Here is a 15390-nt window from a genome sequence, read left to right as displayed (position 1 = left end):
TCCTCCCCACGGTGTGGGGAGGAGACTTTTTGGGTCCTACAGGAACTTCGCCATCTGCAACGCCGTGTCGCTCATGCGCGTCGCGAAGCCCCATTCGTTGTCGTACCAGCTCAGCACGCGGGCCAGCTTGCCGTCGACGACCTGGGTCTGGGGCAGGGCGGCGGTGGAGGAGGCGGCGATGTGGTTCAGGTCGTGCGAGACCAGCGGGTCGGTCGTGGTGAACAGCACGCCCTTCATCGGGCCGTCGGCGGCGGCTTGAAGTGCTGAGTTGATCTCTTCGACCGTGACCTCGCGACCGGCGACGACCTTCAGATCGACGACCGAGACGTTCGGGGTCGGGACGCGGATCGACGAGCCGTCTAGCTTGCCCTTCAGCTCCGGCAGGACCAGACCCAGGGCCTTGGCGGCGCCGGTCGAGGTCGGGATCATCGACAGGGCCGCGGCGCGGGCGCGGTACAGGTCCTTGTGCATCGTATCCAGCGTCGGCTGGTCGCCGGTGTAGGAGTGGATGGTGGTCATATAGCCGCGCTCGATGCCGAACAGGTCGTTCAGCACCTTGGCGACGGGGGCCAGGGCGTTGGTGGTGCACGAGCCGTTCGACACGACGATGTCGTCGGCGGTCAGTGTCTCATGGTTGACCTTGTAGACGATGGTCTTGTCGGCGCCGTCTGCGGGGGCCGAAACCAGGACGCGCTTGGCGCCGGCCTTCAGGTGGGCGCTGGCCTTGTCCTTGGAGGTGAAGATGCCGGTGCATTCGAAGGCGATGTCCACCTTCAGCTCGGCGTGCGGCAGGTTGGCCGGATCGCGCTCGGCCGTAACCTTGATCTTGCCGGCGCCGACGTCGATCCAGTCCTCGCCCGACGTCACCGTGCCGGGGAAGCGGCCGTGGACCGAATCGTAGCGGAACAGGTGGGCGTTGGTCTCGACCGGACCCAGATCGTTGATCGCCACCACCTCGATGTCCGTGCGGCCATGCTCGATGATCGAGCGAAGGACCAGACGGCCAATGCGGCCGAAACCATTGATGGCGACGCGAACGGTCATGGGAAGCTCCTCTGAACGGTAGGGTGTTGTGCGCTACATATAGGTTGGCGTCTCAATGGAGCGGTCGGGGGCGGGTTTCAACCCCGCGCACGTAACATGATGTGATGGACGGTTACGCTTCGAAAACCGTCTGCGTCAGCTTGAGGTAAGAAACACCCCGGGCGAGGTTCTTTTCCAGCTGTTGCGCAAAATTATTGCGACAGGGGTTGTGCGTCTCCAGCGGCTATGGTTTCTTGGCGTCAGAACAGGGAGCCACCCGTGGCCACGATGACGCGCGACATGACGAAGGGACGCACCGCCAAGGCGGTCGCCGCCGTTCGCGCGCCTGTCGGCCTGGAAAGCCCCGTATTCCTCATTACCCTCGTACTTCTCGGCCTGCTTACGCAAGCGGCGTGGATGCACGCGACCTGACCCTAGACACACTCAGGATCGCCTCGCACCACCCCGCCTCCGAAAGGAAGCGGGGTTTTTAGTGCGCGGCGGTCCGAAACGAACCGGACCGATGACGCAAAATTCTACCTCCCAGCCCAGAAAGCCCAACGCGCGCAGCGCGGCGGTGACGGCTGGCCCGAACCGGGCCGCCGCGCGGTCGTATCTGCGCGCCGCCGGCATGCAGGACGCCGACTTCGACAAGCCGATGATCGGCATCGTCAACACCTGGTCGACGGTCACGCCGTGCAACATGCACCTGGATCGGCTGGCCAAGGACGTGCGCGCCGGCATCGTCGCGGCGGGCGGCTATCCAGTCGATTTCAACACCATCGTCGTGACCGACGGCATCTCGATGGGCACGGCGGGCATGAAGGCCTCGCTGATCAGCCGTGAGGTCGTCGCCGACTCCATCGAGCTGGCCATCGAAGGCCACCAACTGGACGGCGTGGTCTGCATCGTCGGCTGCGACAAGACTATCCCGGCGGCGGCCATGGCCCTGGCGCGGATGGATATCCCCGGCCTGGTCTATTACGGCGGCACCATCATGCCCGGCGTGATCGGGACCAAGGAGGTCTCGGTCCAGGAAGTGTTCGAGGCCATCGGCGCCCATTCGGCCGGCGCCCTGGACGACGAAGGGCTGAAGGCGGTCGAACAGGCCGTCTGCCCCGGCGCCGGGGCCTGCGGCGGTCAGTTCACGGCCAACACCATGGCGATGGCCCTGTCGGTCATGGGCATCAGCCCTATGGGCGCCAACGACGTGCCGGCCGTCGATCCGAACAAGGCCGCCGAGGGCGAGCGTTGCGGTCGGCTGATCGTCGAGCGCGTCTTTTCCGGCGACACGGCCCGCAAATACATCACCCGCGCCAGCCTGAAAAACGCCGCTGTCGCCGTCTCGGCCTCGGGCGGGTCGACCAATGCGGTCATGCACCTGACGGCCATCGCGGCGGAAGCCGGCGTCGAGTTCGGCGTCGAGGACTGCCATCAGGCCTGCGTCGAGGCGCCGGTCATCTGCGACCTGAAGCCGGGCGGCCGCTTCCTGGCTTCGCACCTGTTCGCCGCCGGCGGCACCCGTCTGGTTACCCAGCGGATGGCCGAGGCGGGCAAGATCGTGAACACCCCCACCGTCACCGGCCGCAGCCTGTTCGCCGAGGCCGCTGAGGCCGAGGAGACCCCGGGTCAGGTGGTCGTGACCACCTTCGACGCCCCTGTGATGGATCGCGGCAGCTTCGCCGTCATCTATGGCGATGTCGCCCCGGAAGGCGCGGTCATCAAGCTGACGGGTCACAAGGTCGATACGTTCGAAGGTCCGGCCTGCGTCTTCGACTCAGAGGAAGACGCCTTCCACGCCGTTCAGGACGGATCGGTCGGCGAAGGCGACGTGATCATCATCCGCTACGAAGGGCCCAAGGGCGGTCCGGGCATGCGCGAGATGCTGCAGGTCACCGCCGCCCTGAAGGGCCGCAAGATCGACAATGTCGCCCTGCTGACCGACGGCCGTTTCTCGGGCGCCAGTTACGGCTTCGTCGCCGGACACGTCTCGCCGGAAGCCGCCGTGGGCGGCCCGATCGCCCTCATTCGCGATGGTGACCGCATCACCATCGACGTCACCAACCGCCGCATCGACGTCAATGTCGATCTGGCGACGCGCCGGGCGGGCTTTACGCCCCACGTAGTCCGCCCGGCGCGAGGAGTCTTCGCCAAATACCGCGCCTCGGTCGCCTCGGCCGCCCAGGGCGCCGTCACCATCCCCAACCCGCCGCCGGCCCAAGTCCCGGCAAGCCACAAAACCAACGCTGCTCAGGACGCCTGACCCATGGCCATCACCATCTACACCAACGAAGACATCAAGCCGGGCGCCATCGCCGGCCAGCGCATCGCCATCATCGGCTACGGCTCGCAGGGTCGCGCCCATGCGCAGAACCTGAAGGACAGCGGCCATGACGTGGTCGCCGGCGTCCGCCACGGCGGCACGGGCTGGAAACACGCCACCGCCGACGGCGTGCCGACCGCCGAGCCGGCCGAGGCCGTCAAGGGCGCCGACATCATCGCCATCCTGACCCCCGACATGGTTCAGGGCGACGTCTATCGCGACATCATCGAGCCGAACGCCAAGGAAGGCTCGGCCCTGCTGTTCGCCCACGGCTTCTCGATCATCTACGAGCGCATCACCCCGCGCCCCGACATGGACGTCATTCTGGTCGCGCCCAAGGGCCCGGGCGATCTGGTCCGTCGCGAGTTCCAGCGCGGCCGCGGCGTGCCCTCGCTGTTCGCCATCGAGAAGGACGTCACCGGCAAGGCGCGCGACCGGGCCATGGGCTACGCCAAGGGCAATGGCGGCGCGACCGGCGGCCTGCTGGAAACCACCTTCCGCGAAGAGACCGAGACCGATCTGTTCGGCGAACAGGCCGTCCTGTGCGGCGGCGCCAAGGAGCTGGTCATCCAGGGCTTCAACACCCTGGTCGAGGCCGGCTACCAGCCCGAGATCGCCTATTTCGAATGCCTGCACGAACTGAAGCTGATCGTGGACCTGTTCTACGAAGGCGGCATCTCCAAGATGCACCACTTCATCTCGGAAACCGCCAAGTACGGCGCGGTCGCCAGCGGCCCGCGGGTCGTGACCGAAGAGACCAAGGCCCGCATGAAGACCATTCTGGACGAGATCCAGGACGGCACCTTCGCGCGCAACTGGATCGCCGAGAATGAGGCCGGCAAGCCGCAGTACGAGGCCTGGCTGAAGGCGGACCGCGAGAGCCAGATCGAACAGGTCGGCGCGCGTCTGCGCGAACGCATGGCCTGGCTGAACACGCCCAAGGCCGAAGCGGCCTGATCGCCGCCTGAACGACCGGATGACCCTGATGACCGCCGCCGCCTTCAAACCCTCAGCCGAGACCGCTCCCCAATCGGGTGCGCGTCTGCTGGTCTCCACCCTGGAGCGGCTGGGGGTGGAGGTGGTGTTCGGCTATCCGGGCGGCGCCATCATGCCGGTCTATGACGCCCTGGCCGGCTCGAAGCTGAAACACATCCTGGTCCGCCATGAGCAGGGCGCGGCCTTCTCGGCCGACGCCTATGCCAGGAAGAGCGGCAAGGTCGGGGTCTGCATGGCGACGTCAGGCCCCGGCGCCACCAATCTGGTCACCGGCATCGCCAATGCGATGATGGACTCGGTGCCGATCGTCTGCATCACCGGAAATGTCGCCCAAGGCCTGATGGGCACCGACGCCTTTCAGGAGATCGATATCCTGGGCGTCACCCTGCCGATCGTGAAACATTCGATCCTGGTCCGCTCGGCCGCCGAGGTTCCCGCCGCGATCGAAGAGGCCTTCCATATCGCTCGCTCGGGCCGCCCCGGTCCGGTTCTGGTCGATCTGCCCAAGGATGTGCAGTTCGAGACGACCGCGGACGACTACGGTTTTTCGATTCCCAACGAGACGCCGCGCGTCGATCACGACGCCATCGCCGCCGCCGAAGCGGCGATCCGGGCGGCCAAGAAGCCGCTGGTCTATATCGGCGGCGGGGTGAAGATCGGCGGCGCGACCGAGGCCGTGCGCGCCTTCGTCGCCGCGACCGGCATCCCTCAAGTTTCGACGCTGAACGCCCTGGGCACGATCCCGACGGATGCGCCCGGGATGCTGGGCATGCTGGGCATGCACGGCACGCGCGCCGCCAACCATGCGGTGCAGGACAGCGATCTGCTGATCGTCGTCGGCGCCCGGTTCGACGACCGCGCCACCGGCAAGCTGGCCGAGTTCGCGCCCAACGCCAGGATCGTCCATTTCGACATCGACGCCTCGGAAGTCGGCAAGCTGCGCAGCGCCAATGTCGCCGTCGTCGGCGAACTGCGCGAGGGCGTTGAGGCGCTGACGGCGCGGATGTGGTCGGGCGCCGCACTGGATATTCAGGCCTGGGCCGACGACTGCGCTGGTGCGGCCAAAGCCGGCGCCCACCGCTATGACGCGCCGGGCGAGGGGGTCTATGCGCCCGCCCTGCTGAAAGAAATCTCGGAAGCGGCGGGCGATGACTTCGTCGCCGCCTGCGATGTGGGTCAGCATCAGATGTGGGCGGCTATGCACTGCCGCTTCGCAAAGCCGGAAGCCCACATCACCTCGGGCGGTCTGGGCGCGATGGGCTTTGGCCTGCCCGCTGGCATCGGGGCCAAGCTGGCCGATCCGTCGGCGACGGTCGTCACCATCGCCGGCGACGGCGGCTTCATGATGAACATCCAGGAGCTGGCGACGCTGAAGCGTTACGGCATCCCGCTGAAGATCGTGCTGATCGACAACTCCTCCCTGGGCCTAGTGCGCCAGTGGCAGGAGCTGTTCTTCGCCGAGAACTATTCCGAGATCGACCTGTCCGACAATCCGGACTTCGTGAGGGTCGCCGAAGCCTTCGGGATCGAGGCCTTCCGCATCGATCGCCGCGATCAGGTGTCTGACGGCATCCAGCGCCTGCTGGCGGCCGACGGTCCCTGCTTGGCCCATGTGGTCATCGACCCCCGAGACAACGTCTGGCCGCTGGTTCCGCCGGGCAAGAGCAATGCTGAAATGATGGAGGGCTCCTGAGATGAGCAACACGATCCACATCCAGATCGACCGTGCGGACGGTTCGCTTCAGCGTCTCATCGGCCTGGTGGAGCGCCGCGGCTTCCACATCGACGGCATGGCCCTGGCTGACGAGGGCGCCTTCCGTCGCATCGCCCTGACCGTGCGCGGCCGCGACGCCGGCCGCTGCATGGACAACCTGGGTCGCCAGATCGACCGGCTGTTCGGCGTGCGCCGCATCAGCAACGACATCATTCAATCCGAGGCCGCGTAATGATTACCCCCGAAAGCGTACGCGTATCGGGCGTATCCCGCACCGAGGAGATCGCCGCCGATCCCAACCGCGTCGTCATTTTCGACACGACGATGCGGGACGGGGAACAGGCTCCGGGCTTCTCGATGAGCGCCCAAGCCAAGGTGAAGATGGCCCAGGTTCTCCGGGACCTGGGCGTCGACGTTATCGAGGCCGGCTTCGCCGCCGCATCGCCCGGCGACGAGGACTGCATCCGCCGCGTGGCGGGCGAGGTCGAGGGACCGATCTTCTGTTCCCTGTCGCGCGCCAACGAGAAGGATATCGACGCCAGCTTCCGCGCCCTGGCGCCGGCGCCGAAGTCGCACCGTCGGTGCCACACCTTCATCGGCACCAGCCCGATCCACCGCTCGGCTAAGCTGAAGATGTCCACCAATGAGGTGTTGTCGACGGCCGTGCGGTCGGTCGAGTACGCCCGCAGCCTGTTCGACGACGTCGAGTTCTCGGCCGAGGACGCCTTCCGCACCGAGCCGGAGTTTCTGGCCGATGTGCTGGAGGCTGCCGCCGACGCCGGCGCGCGCACTCTGAACGTCCCCGACACCGTCGGTTATGCGACCCCGGAAGAGGTGCGCGAAACCTATCGCGCCTTGGCCGCGCGCATCAAGAAGCGCCATCCGCACGTGATCTTCTCGGCCCACTGCCACGACGACCTGGGCATGGCGGTCGCCAACTCCCTGGCCGCCGTCGAGGGTGGCGCGCGTCAGATCGAGGGCGCGATCAACGGCATCGGCGAGCGGGCCGGCAACTGCTCGATCGAAGAGGTCATCATGGCGCTGAAGGTCCGCGAGGACCGCTATGGCGTCACGACCGGCGCCGACAGCCGTCATCTGGTGCGCGCCTCCAAGATTCTGTGCGAGATCACCGAGACGGTCATCGCCCGAAACAAGTCGGTGGTGGGCATCAACGCCTTCGCCCATGAGGCGGGAATCCACCAGCACGGCATGCTGGCCGACAGCCGCACCTATGAGATCATGCGGCCCCAGGATGTGGGCTTCGAGGGCAGCTGGTTCGTGCTGGGCAAGCATTCGGGCCGTCACGCCATCGCCAAGCGCGCCGAGACCATCGGCCGTCCCATCGAGGGCGAGCGTCTGGCGGCGGTGGTCGCCGGCTTCAAGTCGCGCGCGGATCAGATCGGCGAGATCAACGACGCCGAACTGATCGCCATCATCGACCGGGTCGATGGCGTGTCCGAGATCGTGGCCCAATATGCCTGACCCCAAAACCCTGTTCGACAAGGTGTGGGACGCCCACGTCGTGCGGTCGGAAACGGCCGATACGCCGGGGGTGCTGTATATCGACCTGCACCTGGTCCACGAAGTCACCAGCCCACAGGCCTTCAGCGAGATCGAGGCGCGCGGTCTGAAGGTGCGGCGTCCCGACCGAACCTATGCGACTTTGGACCATTCGACGCCGACCCTGCCGGCGGGGCTGAACGGGCTGAAACCCTATGTCACGGCCCAGGCCGAGGCCCAGGTCCATACGCTGGAGCGCAACTGCGCCGCCCACGGCGTGCCGCTGGCGGGGTGGGATTCGGACGATCGCGGCGTGGTCCATGTGATGGGGCCGGAACTGGGCCTGACGCAGCCGGGCATGACGGTGGTCTGCGGCGACAGCCATACGGCGACGCACGGCGCCTTTGGGGCTCTGGCCTTCGGCATCGGCACCTCGGAAGTCGGTCACGTGCTGGCGACCCAGTGCCTGTTGCAGCGCAAGGCCAAGGCCATGCGGGTGACGGTGGACGGAAAGCTGCAGCCCGGCGTCTCGGGCAAGGATGTCGCCCTGGCCGTCATCGCCGCCATCGGTTTCGGCGGCGGCACGGGCTATGTCATCGAATACGCGGGCGAGGCGGTGCGGTCGCTGGACATGGAAGGGCGGATGACCCTGTGCAACATGTCCATCGAGGCCGGCGCCCGCGCGGGCATGATCGCCCCAGACCAGACGACTATCGACTGGCTGCGCGGTCGCAAGCACGTCCCCGCCGACTATGAGGCGGCGACGGCCGAATGGCTGAAACTGGCGACGGATGCCGGCGCGGTCTTCGACAAGGAAGTGACCATCGACGGCGCCGCCATCCGTCCCATGGCGACCTGGGGCACGACGCCGGATGCGGGCGCGCCCATCGGCTCGCCCGTGCCGCAGCCCCAGTCGGACTCAGACCGCAAGGCCATCGCCTATATGGGCTTCACGGCCGGGGAGGCGACGACCAGCCAGTTGGTGGATGTCGTCTTCATCGGCTCCTGCACCAACGGGCGCTTGCCCGATCTGCGCGCCGCCGCCGAGGTACTGCGCGGCCGCAAGGTCAAGCCGGGCCTGCGTATGCTAGTGGTGCCGGGGTCCGAGGCCGTGCGTCGCGACGCCGAGGCCGAGGGGCTGCACGAAGTCTTCATCGCCGCCGGGGCCGAATGGCGCATTCCAGGCTGTTCGATGTGCATCGCCATGAACGGCGATTTCGTTGCACCGGGCCAACTGGCCGTATCCACATCGAACCGCAACTTCGAAGGCCGTCAGGGCAAGGACGCCCGCACCATCCTGGCCAGCCCGGCGACGGCGGCGGCGACGGCGGTCGCTGGCGTGCTGACCGATCCGCGCGTCTTTCTGAAGGAGGTCGAGCATGTCTGAACCCTTCCAGGTGCTGACCTCCAAGACCGTGACCCTGAGTCAGGCCAATATCGACACCGACCAGATCATTCCCGCGCGCTTCTTGACCACGACCACGCGCGAAGGGCTGGGCAAGGCGGCCTTCTATGACTGGCGTTACGAAGACGACGGCTCGGAAAAGCCCGAGGCCATTCTGAACCGGATCGATCCGGCCGAGCATCGCATCCTGCTGGCGGGCCGGAACTTCGCCTGCGGTTCGTCGCGCGAACATGCGCCCTGGGCCCTGCTGGACTATGGGTTCCGGGCGGTCATTTCGACCGAGATCGCTGACATTTTTACATCGAATGCGCTGAAAAACGGCCTGCTGCCCATCGTCGTCAGTCAGGCGGTTTGGGACGATCTGGCGTCGCAGCCGGACCAGCCGGTCACGATCGACCTCCAGGCCAATCAGATCCAGCGCGGCAATGCCGAACCCGTGCCGTTCGGGGTCGAATCCTTCGCCCGCCAATGCCTGCTGGACGGGGTGGACACCCTGGGCTGGCTGCAAGCAAACATGCCTGAAATCGAAGCCTACGAGCGATCGAAAGAGACCGTAAGATGAGCACTGCCGCCACCAAGACCTACAACATCGTCCTGCTGCCCGGCGATGGCGTCGGACCGGAGGTCACGCGGGCCGCACGCGACGTCCTGCGGGTCATCGGCGACTTCTATGGTCACCATTTCGAGTTCTCCGAACACCTGATCGGCGGTGCGGCCATCGACGAAACGGGCGAGCCCTTGCCCGAGGCGACGCGCGCCGCCTGCGTCGCTTCCGACGCCGTGCTGCTGGGCGCCGTCGGCGGACCGAAATGGGATGGCGGCAAGGCGCGTCCGGAACAGGGGCTGTTGGCCATCCGGAAGGCGATGGGCCTGTTCGCCAATCTGCGGCCGTTGCAGGTGTCGCCGGTGCTGGCGCACCGCTCCCCGCTGAAGAAGGAGATCGTCGAGGGCGTCGATCTGATCGTCTTCCGCGAACTGACCGGCGGCGTCTATTTCGGCGAGAAGACCCGCACCGCCGATCGCGCCACCGACCTGTGCGAATACACCGTGCCGGAGATCGAGCGGGTGACCCGCGCCGCCTTCCAGACCGCCCAACAGCGTCGCGGCAACGTGACTTCGGTCGACAAGGCCAATGTCATGGAGACCAGCCGCCTGTGGCGCGAGGTCGTGACCCGCATCCATGCTGACGAGTTCCCCGACATCACCCTGGAGCACGCCCTGGTGGACTCCATGGCCATGCACCTGATCCGCAAGCCGCGCGAATACGACGTCATCCTGACCGAAAACATGTTCGGTGACATCCTGTCGGACGAGATTTCGGTGCTGGGCGGCTCCATCGGCCTGTTGCCGTCGGCGTCGCTGGGCGCCGGTGGGCCGGGTCTGTTCGAGCCGATCCACGGCTCGGCGCCGGACATCGCCGGTCAGGATCTGGCCAATCCGGTAGGGACCATCCTGTCGGCGGCCCTGCTGCTGCGTCACAGCCTGAGACTGGAGGACGAGGCTGATTCCATCGAGGCCGCCGTCGCTGCGGTTCTGGCGGCCGGCGCCGTCACCGCCGACCTGGGTGGAGCGCTGGGCACGCGTGCGGCGACCGAGGCTGTCATCGACGCCATCCGCGCCATCCACTGGGCGGCGGCGCACCGGGTGCAGATGCATTGGGCCTGACGGCTTAAAATGAAGCTGAAAATCCTGCCGCTCAGCTTGGCTTTGTCGGCATAAAGAATCTGATATCGGGGCCGCATTATCGCAAGATCGTGCGGCCCTGTTCTTTTTCTTCATGACCGTTGCAAGAAAGTTGCGCCGTTCACGGTCTAGCCCCTTGCGCCTATCGCAAATGCGGTAAAATCTTCGCAACTGCGAGATTGCATAGGGGGTACTAGCTCATGTCGCAGACCACGAAACGACTTACGGGAGCGGCTGCGCTCCTACTTCCCACACTCTGTCTGATGGCTGCCGGCGCGGCGAATGCGCAGGACGCCGCGCCCGCCTTGCTCGGCCACCAGGCCGCGCTTGAGCTGGACAGCGCCGGCGCGTCATGGCTCGGCACCTCGACCGCCCTGGTTCTGCTGATGACCCTCCCCGGTCTGGCGCTGTTCTATGGCGGCATGGTGCGCAAGAAGAACGTCATCGCCACCATCACCCAGTCCGTCGGCGTCTTCGCCGTGGTGTCGCTGGTGTGGTTCATCGCCGGCTACAGCCTGGCCTTCGGCAAGAACGACAGCGCCGGCCTCCAACCCTTCATCGGCAGCCTGGACATGCTGTTCCTGAACGGTGTGTCGCTGAAGACCGCCAACGCCCTGCTGCCGGGCATTCCCGAATTCCTGTTCATCTCCTTCCAGATGACCTTCGCCATCATCACCCCGGCGCTAATCACCGGCGCCTTCGCCGAGCGGTTCAAATATTCGGCGCTATTGCTGTTCACCGCCCTGTGGTCGCTACTGGTCTATGCGCCGATCTGCCACTGGGTGTGGGGCGGCGGTTTCCTCGGTTCGGCGGGCGTGCTGGACTTCGCGGGCGGCGCCGTCGTTCACGTCAACTCGGGCGTCGCGGGCCTGGTCTGCGCCATCTTCCTGGGTCGCCGTAAGGGTTACGGCACAGAGGTCATCACCGCCCACAACCCCGTCCTGACCATGATCGGCGCCTCGCTGCTGTTGGTCGGCTGGATCGGCTTCAACGCCGGTTCGGCGGGCGCCGCCAACGACCTGATGGGCGTGGCGCTGCTGAACACCATCCTGGCCGCCGCCGCCGCCGCCCTGACATGGAAAATCGTTGAATATATCGAGAAGAAGAAGGTGTCGCTGATCGGCATGCTGTCGGGCGTCGTCGCCGGTCTGGTCGCCATCACTCCGGCGGCCGGCTTCGTCGATCCCAAGGGCGCGGTCATCATCGGCCTGATCGCCGGTCCGGCCTGCTACGCCTCGTCGGTGTGGATCAAGAAGCTGCTGCGCTACGACGACAGCCTGGACGCCTTCGGCATCCACGGCGCGGGCGGCCTGATTGGCGCCCTGCTGACCGGCGTGTTCGCCACGACCGCGATCAACAGCCTGTCGGAAGGCGCCAACGTCGGCGCCCAGGCCTTGGGCCTGCTGTGGACCATCGTCTACAGCGCCGTCGGCACCCTGATCATCCTGTTCATCTGCAAGTTCACCACGGGCCTGCGCGTGAGCGAAGCGGAAGAAGCCGCCGGTCTGGACACCTCGCTGCATGGCGAGGCGCTGGAACACTGAGCTGAGACCGGGCGCGGCTCCCAAACCCGCGCCCGGCCTCGACCTCGAATAACGACAACAAGGGGATAGACTATGAAAAAAAACATCATCCGCGCGGCCGCCGCCGCGACGCTCGCCGCAGGTGTGATCGGACTCGCCGTTCCGGCCTCGGCCCAGAGCGACGTCGACGTCGCCTGGAACGTCGGCGTCGTCAGCGACTATGTGTTCCGCGGCTTGAGCCAGACTAGCGAAGATCCGGCCATTCAGGGCGGCGTCGACCTGACGTCGGGCAGTTTCTACGCCGGCGCTTGGGCCTCCAACGTCGACTTCGGCGACGACACCGATGCGGAAGTCGATCTGTACGGAGGTTATCGCACCGAGGCCGGCGGCTTCGCCCTCGACTTCGGCGTGATCGGCTATCTGTATGTCGGGGAGCCCGACGGCGCCGACTATAACTATGCCGAGTTCAAGGCTGCGGCCTCGCGCGCGGTCGGCCCCGCCACCTTCGGCGCGGCTGTCTATTACTCGCCCGACTTCTTCGGCATCGACGACGAGGCGACCTATGCCGAGGTCAACGCCGCCTTCTCGCCGGCGCCGAAATGGACGGTGTCGGGCGCGCTCGGCAAGCAGTGGCTGGACGTCACCGACGACTATACCACTTGGAACGTCGGCGTCGGCTATGCCCTGACCGACAAGGTGGGCGTCGATGTCCGCTATTACGACACCGATGTGGACGGCGTGCCCGGCGCCGAGGACCGGATCGTGGGCGCGGTGAAACTGGCCTTCTGATCCGCATTAGATCGAAAAGAGAATGGCCCCGGAGAGCGATCTCCGGGGCCATTTTCGTATCAGCGGGCGTAGCGATCGTGGACGGGGTCGTAGCTGTCCCAGACCTTGCCGTCGGCCAACGACCGCAGCAGCTTCAGATATTCCGCATGGGTCCAGGCCAGGGGCGTGGCCGAATCCGTATTCTGACCCAAGTCGTAATCCTTGGCCGTCGGGTTTCCGACGCCGTCCCACACCTGTTCGGCCAGCATCAGCCCGCCGTTGGCGAACCGCTCCATGCCGCGCACATAGGTCTGGCGGATGGCGGCGATGTCGGCGGCCGAGGGGGCGCCGTTCATGCTGACGCGGGCCAGCTCATAATGGCCGCGCTCGCCGGTGAAGAAGGGCCAGACGCGGCCGCGCTGACCGGGGCTCATTTCTCCGCCGACGCCGTAGTTGGCGCCCGTCAGATGGTCCTCGCCATAGCCGTCGACGCCGTAGCGGCGCCAGCCCGGCGTCTTGTCGCCCTCGGGACCGAAGTCGTAGCGGACGCGATACAGCGGTTCCAGCGACTGATCATCATAGACGGGCAGGGTTGCCAGGATGTGCGGATCGTCGGCCTTGCGCACCCCATAGCGCACCAGCTCCAGGAAGCCGCCGTCCACGACCCGGTCTTCGGCCGGGGCGATCTGGCCGTTGGCGGCGCCGATCGGGGCCTTGTCGTTCGAGTTCTCGTTCTGCGTGATGCGGATGTAGTAGCGACCGTCGCCGAAGTCGCCGTTGGTGGTGAACATCCGGTCTTCGATCTTGGACGCATAGTTGTCGGCTGCGATCTGGTAGCGCGTCGCGTCGGCGGCGTCGCCCGAGGCGCGCGCCATTTCGGCGGCGACCGTCAGGCCCGCGACAACGGCGGCGGTGGTGGACGGCGAATAGCCCTGCTGCTCCTCCCAACGTTCCTGCTGGGTGAAGGGCGGTTTGATCTTCGCGTCGTTCCACATCAGCCCGATCTTGCCGCCGTCGACCAGGAAGTCGGCCGCCGGCTTCAGCATGGACCGATAGCGCTCGGTCATCTGGGCGTCCGACAGCCAGCCCATCTTCCACAGACGATAGCCCAGCATGATCGGCATGGCGGTCTGGTCCAACTGGACCGCGACCCATTCCAGTTCGCCGTCCACGTGCGTCTTCTGCAGGAACCAGCCGCCGGCGCCGGTGTTGCCGGGCGTGTTAGGGCCGACCTGGACCTGGGGCAGATAGTTGAACGCTGCAAGCGGCGTCTCCTTGTCGCCCAGCGCCGCCAGAGCCATCGCCACCTGATAGAAGTCACGCGGCCAGACGGCCTTGTAGCCGGTCGAGGATTTCGACGCGTCCACCGTGTCGCCCCACGGGTTCGACAGCGAGGCGATCAGGGCGCCGGCATGCGTCCGGTCTTCCTGCACCTTCAGCATCAGGGCCGAGGCGTAGGCCAGCTTGCCGCCGTCGGTCGACTGCTCGGCGATGCGCGGCAGTTCGGTGAGAGAGCCGACATAGTCCTCCCACCCCACGCGCTCGCCCTCGCCGTTGAAGCGGGCCAACACCTCGTCCAGACCGGTCGCGAACGAACCGTCCGCGGCCGCGCGCGCCTCAGCCTCGCTGGCGCCGAAGCCGATGACGAAGTCGCGCGTGATCCGGCTGCTTTCACGCATGTGGGGCAGGGCGCCGGTCAGCATCGTGTTGCCGGCCTGATCGCCCGTGGACGCATAGGTCCAGTCCAGCCTGCCGTCTTTCAGATCCGTCAGACCGTCCGAGGCGCCGACGAAGCCGACGCTGGCCTTTTCGAAGGCTTCGCTGGGCTTCAGGAACAGGTGGGTGTCGCCTTCCCAGGCGTGGAATCCGTCGCGCGTAACCTGACCGCGATCCTCGACGCCCGTGTTGGCGATGTGCGGCTCCAGCATCAGATAGGGCGTCACATCGCCCTTCAGCGCCGTGATGGTGACGCGCAACACCAGGGCGTTGCGGTCGGGATCGCTGAAAATCTGCTTTTCGATCTCAAAGCGGCCGTTCTTGTCCTGCGTCGTGACGCGATAGGCTGGCGAGAGCGGACGCCCATGGGCGTCGACGTGCAGATATTCGGTGCGGCTGTTTGTGTCATCGCCCTCGACGACCAGACCGTCGTGAGTCACGCCGGCGAAGCGCAGGGCCTTGATCTGGGCCTCGTGGATCAGGCCGTACATGGTCTCGGTCAGAACGCCGTCGGCGATGGAATACCAGACCTTGGACACCGCGCCGGTCGGGCCGCCGTCGCGATACTGGCCGTCGACATAGGCCTCGTAAGAGGCGCCTGCGCCGGTCTTGGCCGCGCTGGACCAGACGGGCGGGGCGCCGGGCGCGCCGGGGGCGGCACCCGATTGGGCGCTTGCGGCGGAGGCGAGCGCCAGACCGGCCGCGCTGGCGAGGCAGAGGATTTTGAGATTACGCATGG

The 15390-nt window shown here is 66.5% G+C and carries 13 protein-coding genes; 11 read left to right on the top strand and 2 right to left on the bottom strand.

Annotated elements, in window-relative coordinates; genetic code table 11:
- Positions 1-36: 36 nt before the first annotated feature.
- Complete coding sequence (gene gap / locus LG306_RS14955) at positions 37-1044, bottom strand: type I glyceraldehyde-3-phosphate dehydrogenase (protein ID WP_404416135.1); 1008 nt, start codon at positions 1042-1044, stop codon at positions 37-39.
- 258 nt (positions 1045-1302) lie between these two features.
- Between gap and LG306_RS14950 the strand changes: the two genes are divergently transcribed.
- The 11 genes from LG306_RS14950 (at position 1303) to LG306_RS14900 (ending at position 12956) form a co-directional block, all read left to right on the top strand.
- Complete coding sequence (locus tag LG306_RS14950; RefSeq protein WP_156494693.1) at positions 1303-1455, top strand: hypothetical protein; 153 nt, start codon at positions 1303-1305, stop codon at positions 1453-1455.
- Between the two features lie 91 nt (positions 1456-1546).
- On the top strand, positions 1547-3286 hold the full coding sequence (locus LG306_RS14945) for a dihydroxy-acid dehydratase (protein ID WP_336976723.1): 1740 nt from the start codon (positions 1547-1549) through the stop codon (positions 3284-3286).
- Between the two features lie 3 nt (positions 3287-3289).
- Positions 3290-4303 carry a ketol-acid reductoisomerase gene (gene ilvC, locus LG306_RS14940; protein WP_404416130.1) on the top strand — a complete coding sequence of 338 codons (1014 nt, stop codon included), beginning with the start codon at positions 3290-3292 and terminating at the stop codon, positions 4301-4303.
- 19 nt (positions 4304-4322) lie between these two features.
- Positions 4323-6035 carry an acetolactate synthase 2 catalytic subunit gene (gene ilvG / locus LG306_RS14935; RefSeq protein ID WP_404416128.1) on the top strand — a complete coding sequence of 571 codons (1713 nt, stop codon included), beginning with the start codon at positions 4323-4325 and terminating at the stop codon, positions 6033-6035.
- 1 nt (position 6036) lies between these two features.
- Complete coding sequence (locus LG306_RS14930; protein WP_039244600.1) at positions 6037-6288, top strand: ACT domain-containing protein; 252 nt, start codon at positions 6037-6039, stop codon at positions 6286-6288.
- The gene (locus LG306_RS14925) at positions 6288-7538 is read left to right on the top strand and encodes a 2-isopropylmalate synthase (protein ID WP_404416125.1); all 1251 of its coding nucleotides are present in this window, start codon (positions 6288-6290) and stop codon (positions 7536-7538) included. The genes LG306_RS14930 and LG306_RS14925 overlap by 1 nt, the downstream gene beginning before the upstream one ends.
- Entirely contained in the window at positions 7531-8943 is a 1413-nt protein-coding gene (leuC, locus tag LG306_RS14920) for a 3-isopropylmalate dehydratase large subunit (protein WP_404416122.1), read from the top strand. The genes LG306_RS14925 and leuC overlap by 8 nt, the downstream gene beginning before the upstream one ends.
- Positions 8936-9523 carry a 3-isopropylmalate dehydratase small subunit gene (gene leuD, locus LG306_RS14915; RefSeq protein WP_066624236.1) on the top strand — a complete coding sequence of 196 codons (588 nt, stop codon included), beginning with the start codon at positions 8936-8938 and terminating at the stop codon, positions 9521-9523. Before leuC ends, leuD begins: the two co-directional genes overlap by 8 nt.
- A complete protein-coding gene (gene leuB, locus LG306_RS14910; RefSeq protein WP_404416118.1) occupies positions 9520-10626 on the top strand; it encodes a 3-isopropylmalate dehydrogenase in 1107 nt (368 codons plus the stop codon). Before leuD ends, leuB begins: the two co-directional genes overlap by 4 nt.
- A gap of 281 nt (positions 10627-10907) precedes the next feature.
- Positions 10908-12188, top strand: coding sequence for an ammonium transporter (locus tag LG306_RS14905; RefSeq protein WP_404416116.1), 1281 nt, complete (start codon positions 10908-10910; stop codon positions 12186-12188).
- Positions 12189-12260: 72 nt separating this feature from the next.
- Positions 12261-12956 (top strand): TorF family putative porin, encoded by a 696-nt coding sequence (locus LG306_RS14900; protein ID WP_404416113.1) that lies wholly within the window; start codon positions 12261-12263, stop codon positions 12954-12956.
- A 59-nt stretch (positions 12957-13015) separates the two neighbouring features.
- On the opposite strand, the gene LG306_RS14895 is transcribed toward LG306_RS14900, so the two are convergent.
- Entirely contained in the window at positions 13016-15388 is a 2373-nt protein-coding gene (locus tag LG306_RS14895) for a glucan 1,4-alpha-glucosidase (RefSeq protein WP_404416110.1), read from the bottom strand.
- Positions 15389-15390 lie beyond the last annotated feature (2 nt).

This window comes from Brevundimonas vesicularis, assembly GCF_044807075.1.
Taxonomy (GTDB): Bacteria; Pseudomonadota; Alphaproteobacteria; order Caulobacterales; family Caulobacteraceae; genus Brevundimonas; species Brevundimonas vesicularis_G.
This window is presented reverse-complemented; position numbering and strand designations above follow the sequence as displayed.

Coding starts and splice junctions, on each gene's coding strand:
- gap (WP_404416135.1), bottom strand. CDS start 1,044: ATGACCGTTCGCGTCGCCATCAATGGTTTCGGCCGCATTGGCCGTCTG.
- LG306_RS14945 (WP_336976723.1), top strand. CDS start 1,547: ATGACGCAAAATTCTACCTCCCAGCCCAGAAAGCCCAACGCGCGCAGC.
- ilvC (WP_404416130.1), top strand. CDS start 3,290: ATGGCCATCACCATCTACACCAACGAAGACATCAAGCCGGGCGCCATC.
- ilvG (WP_404416128.1), top strand. CDS start 4,323: ATGACCCTGATGACCGCCGCCGCCTTCAAACCCTCAGCCGAGACCGCT.
- LG306_RS14930 (WP_039244600.1), top strand. CDS start 6,037: ATGAGCAACACGATCCACATCCAGATCGACCGTGCGGACGGTTCGCTT.
- LG306_RS14925 (WP_404416125.1), top strand. CDS start 6,288: ATGATTACCCCCGAAAGCGTACGCGTATCGGGCGTATCCCGCACCGAG.
- leuC (WP_404416122.1), top strand. CDS start 7,531: ATGCCTGACCCCAAAACCCTGTTCGACAAGGTGTGGGACGCCCACGTC.
- leuD (WP_066624236.1), top strand. CDS start 8,936: ATGTCTGAACCCTTCCAGGTGCTGACCTCCAAGACCGTGACCCTGAGT.
- leuB (WP_404416118.1), top strand. CDS start 9,520: ATGAGCACTGCCGCCACCAAGACCTACAACATCGTCCTGCTGCCCGGC.
- LG306_RS14905 (WP_404416116.1), top strand. CDS start 10,908: ATGGCTGCCGGCGCGGCGAATGCGCAGGACGCCGCGCCCGCCTTGCTC.
- LG306_RS14900 (WP_404416113.1), top strand. CDS start 12,261: ATGAAAAAAAACATCATCCGCGCGGCCGCCGCCGCGACGCTCGCCGCA.
- LG306_RS14895 (WP_404416110.1), bottom strand. CDS start 15,388: ATGCGTAATCTCAAAATCCTCTGCCTCGCCAGCGCGGCCGGTCTGGCG.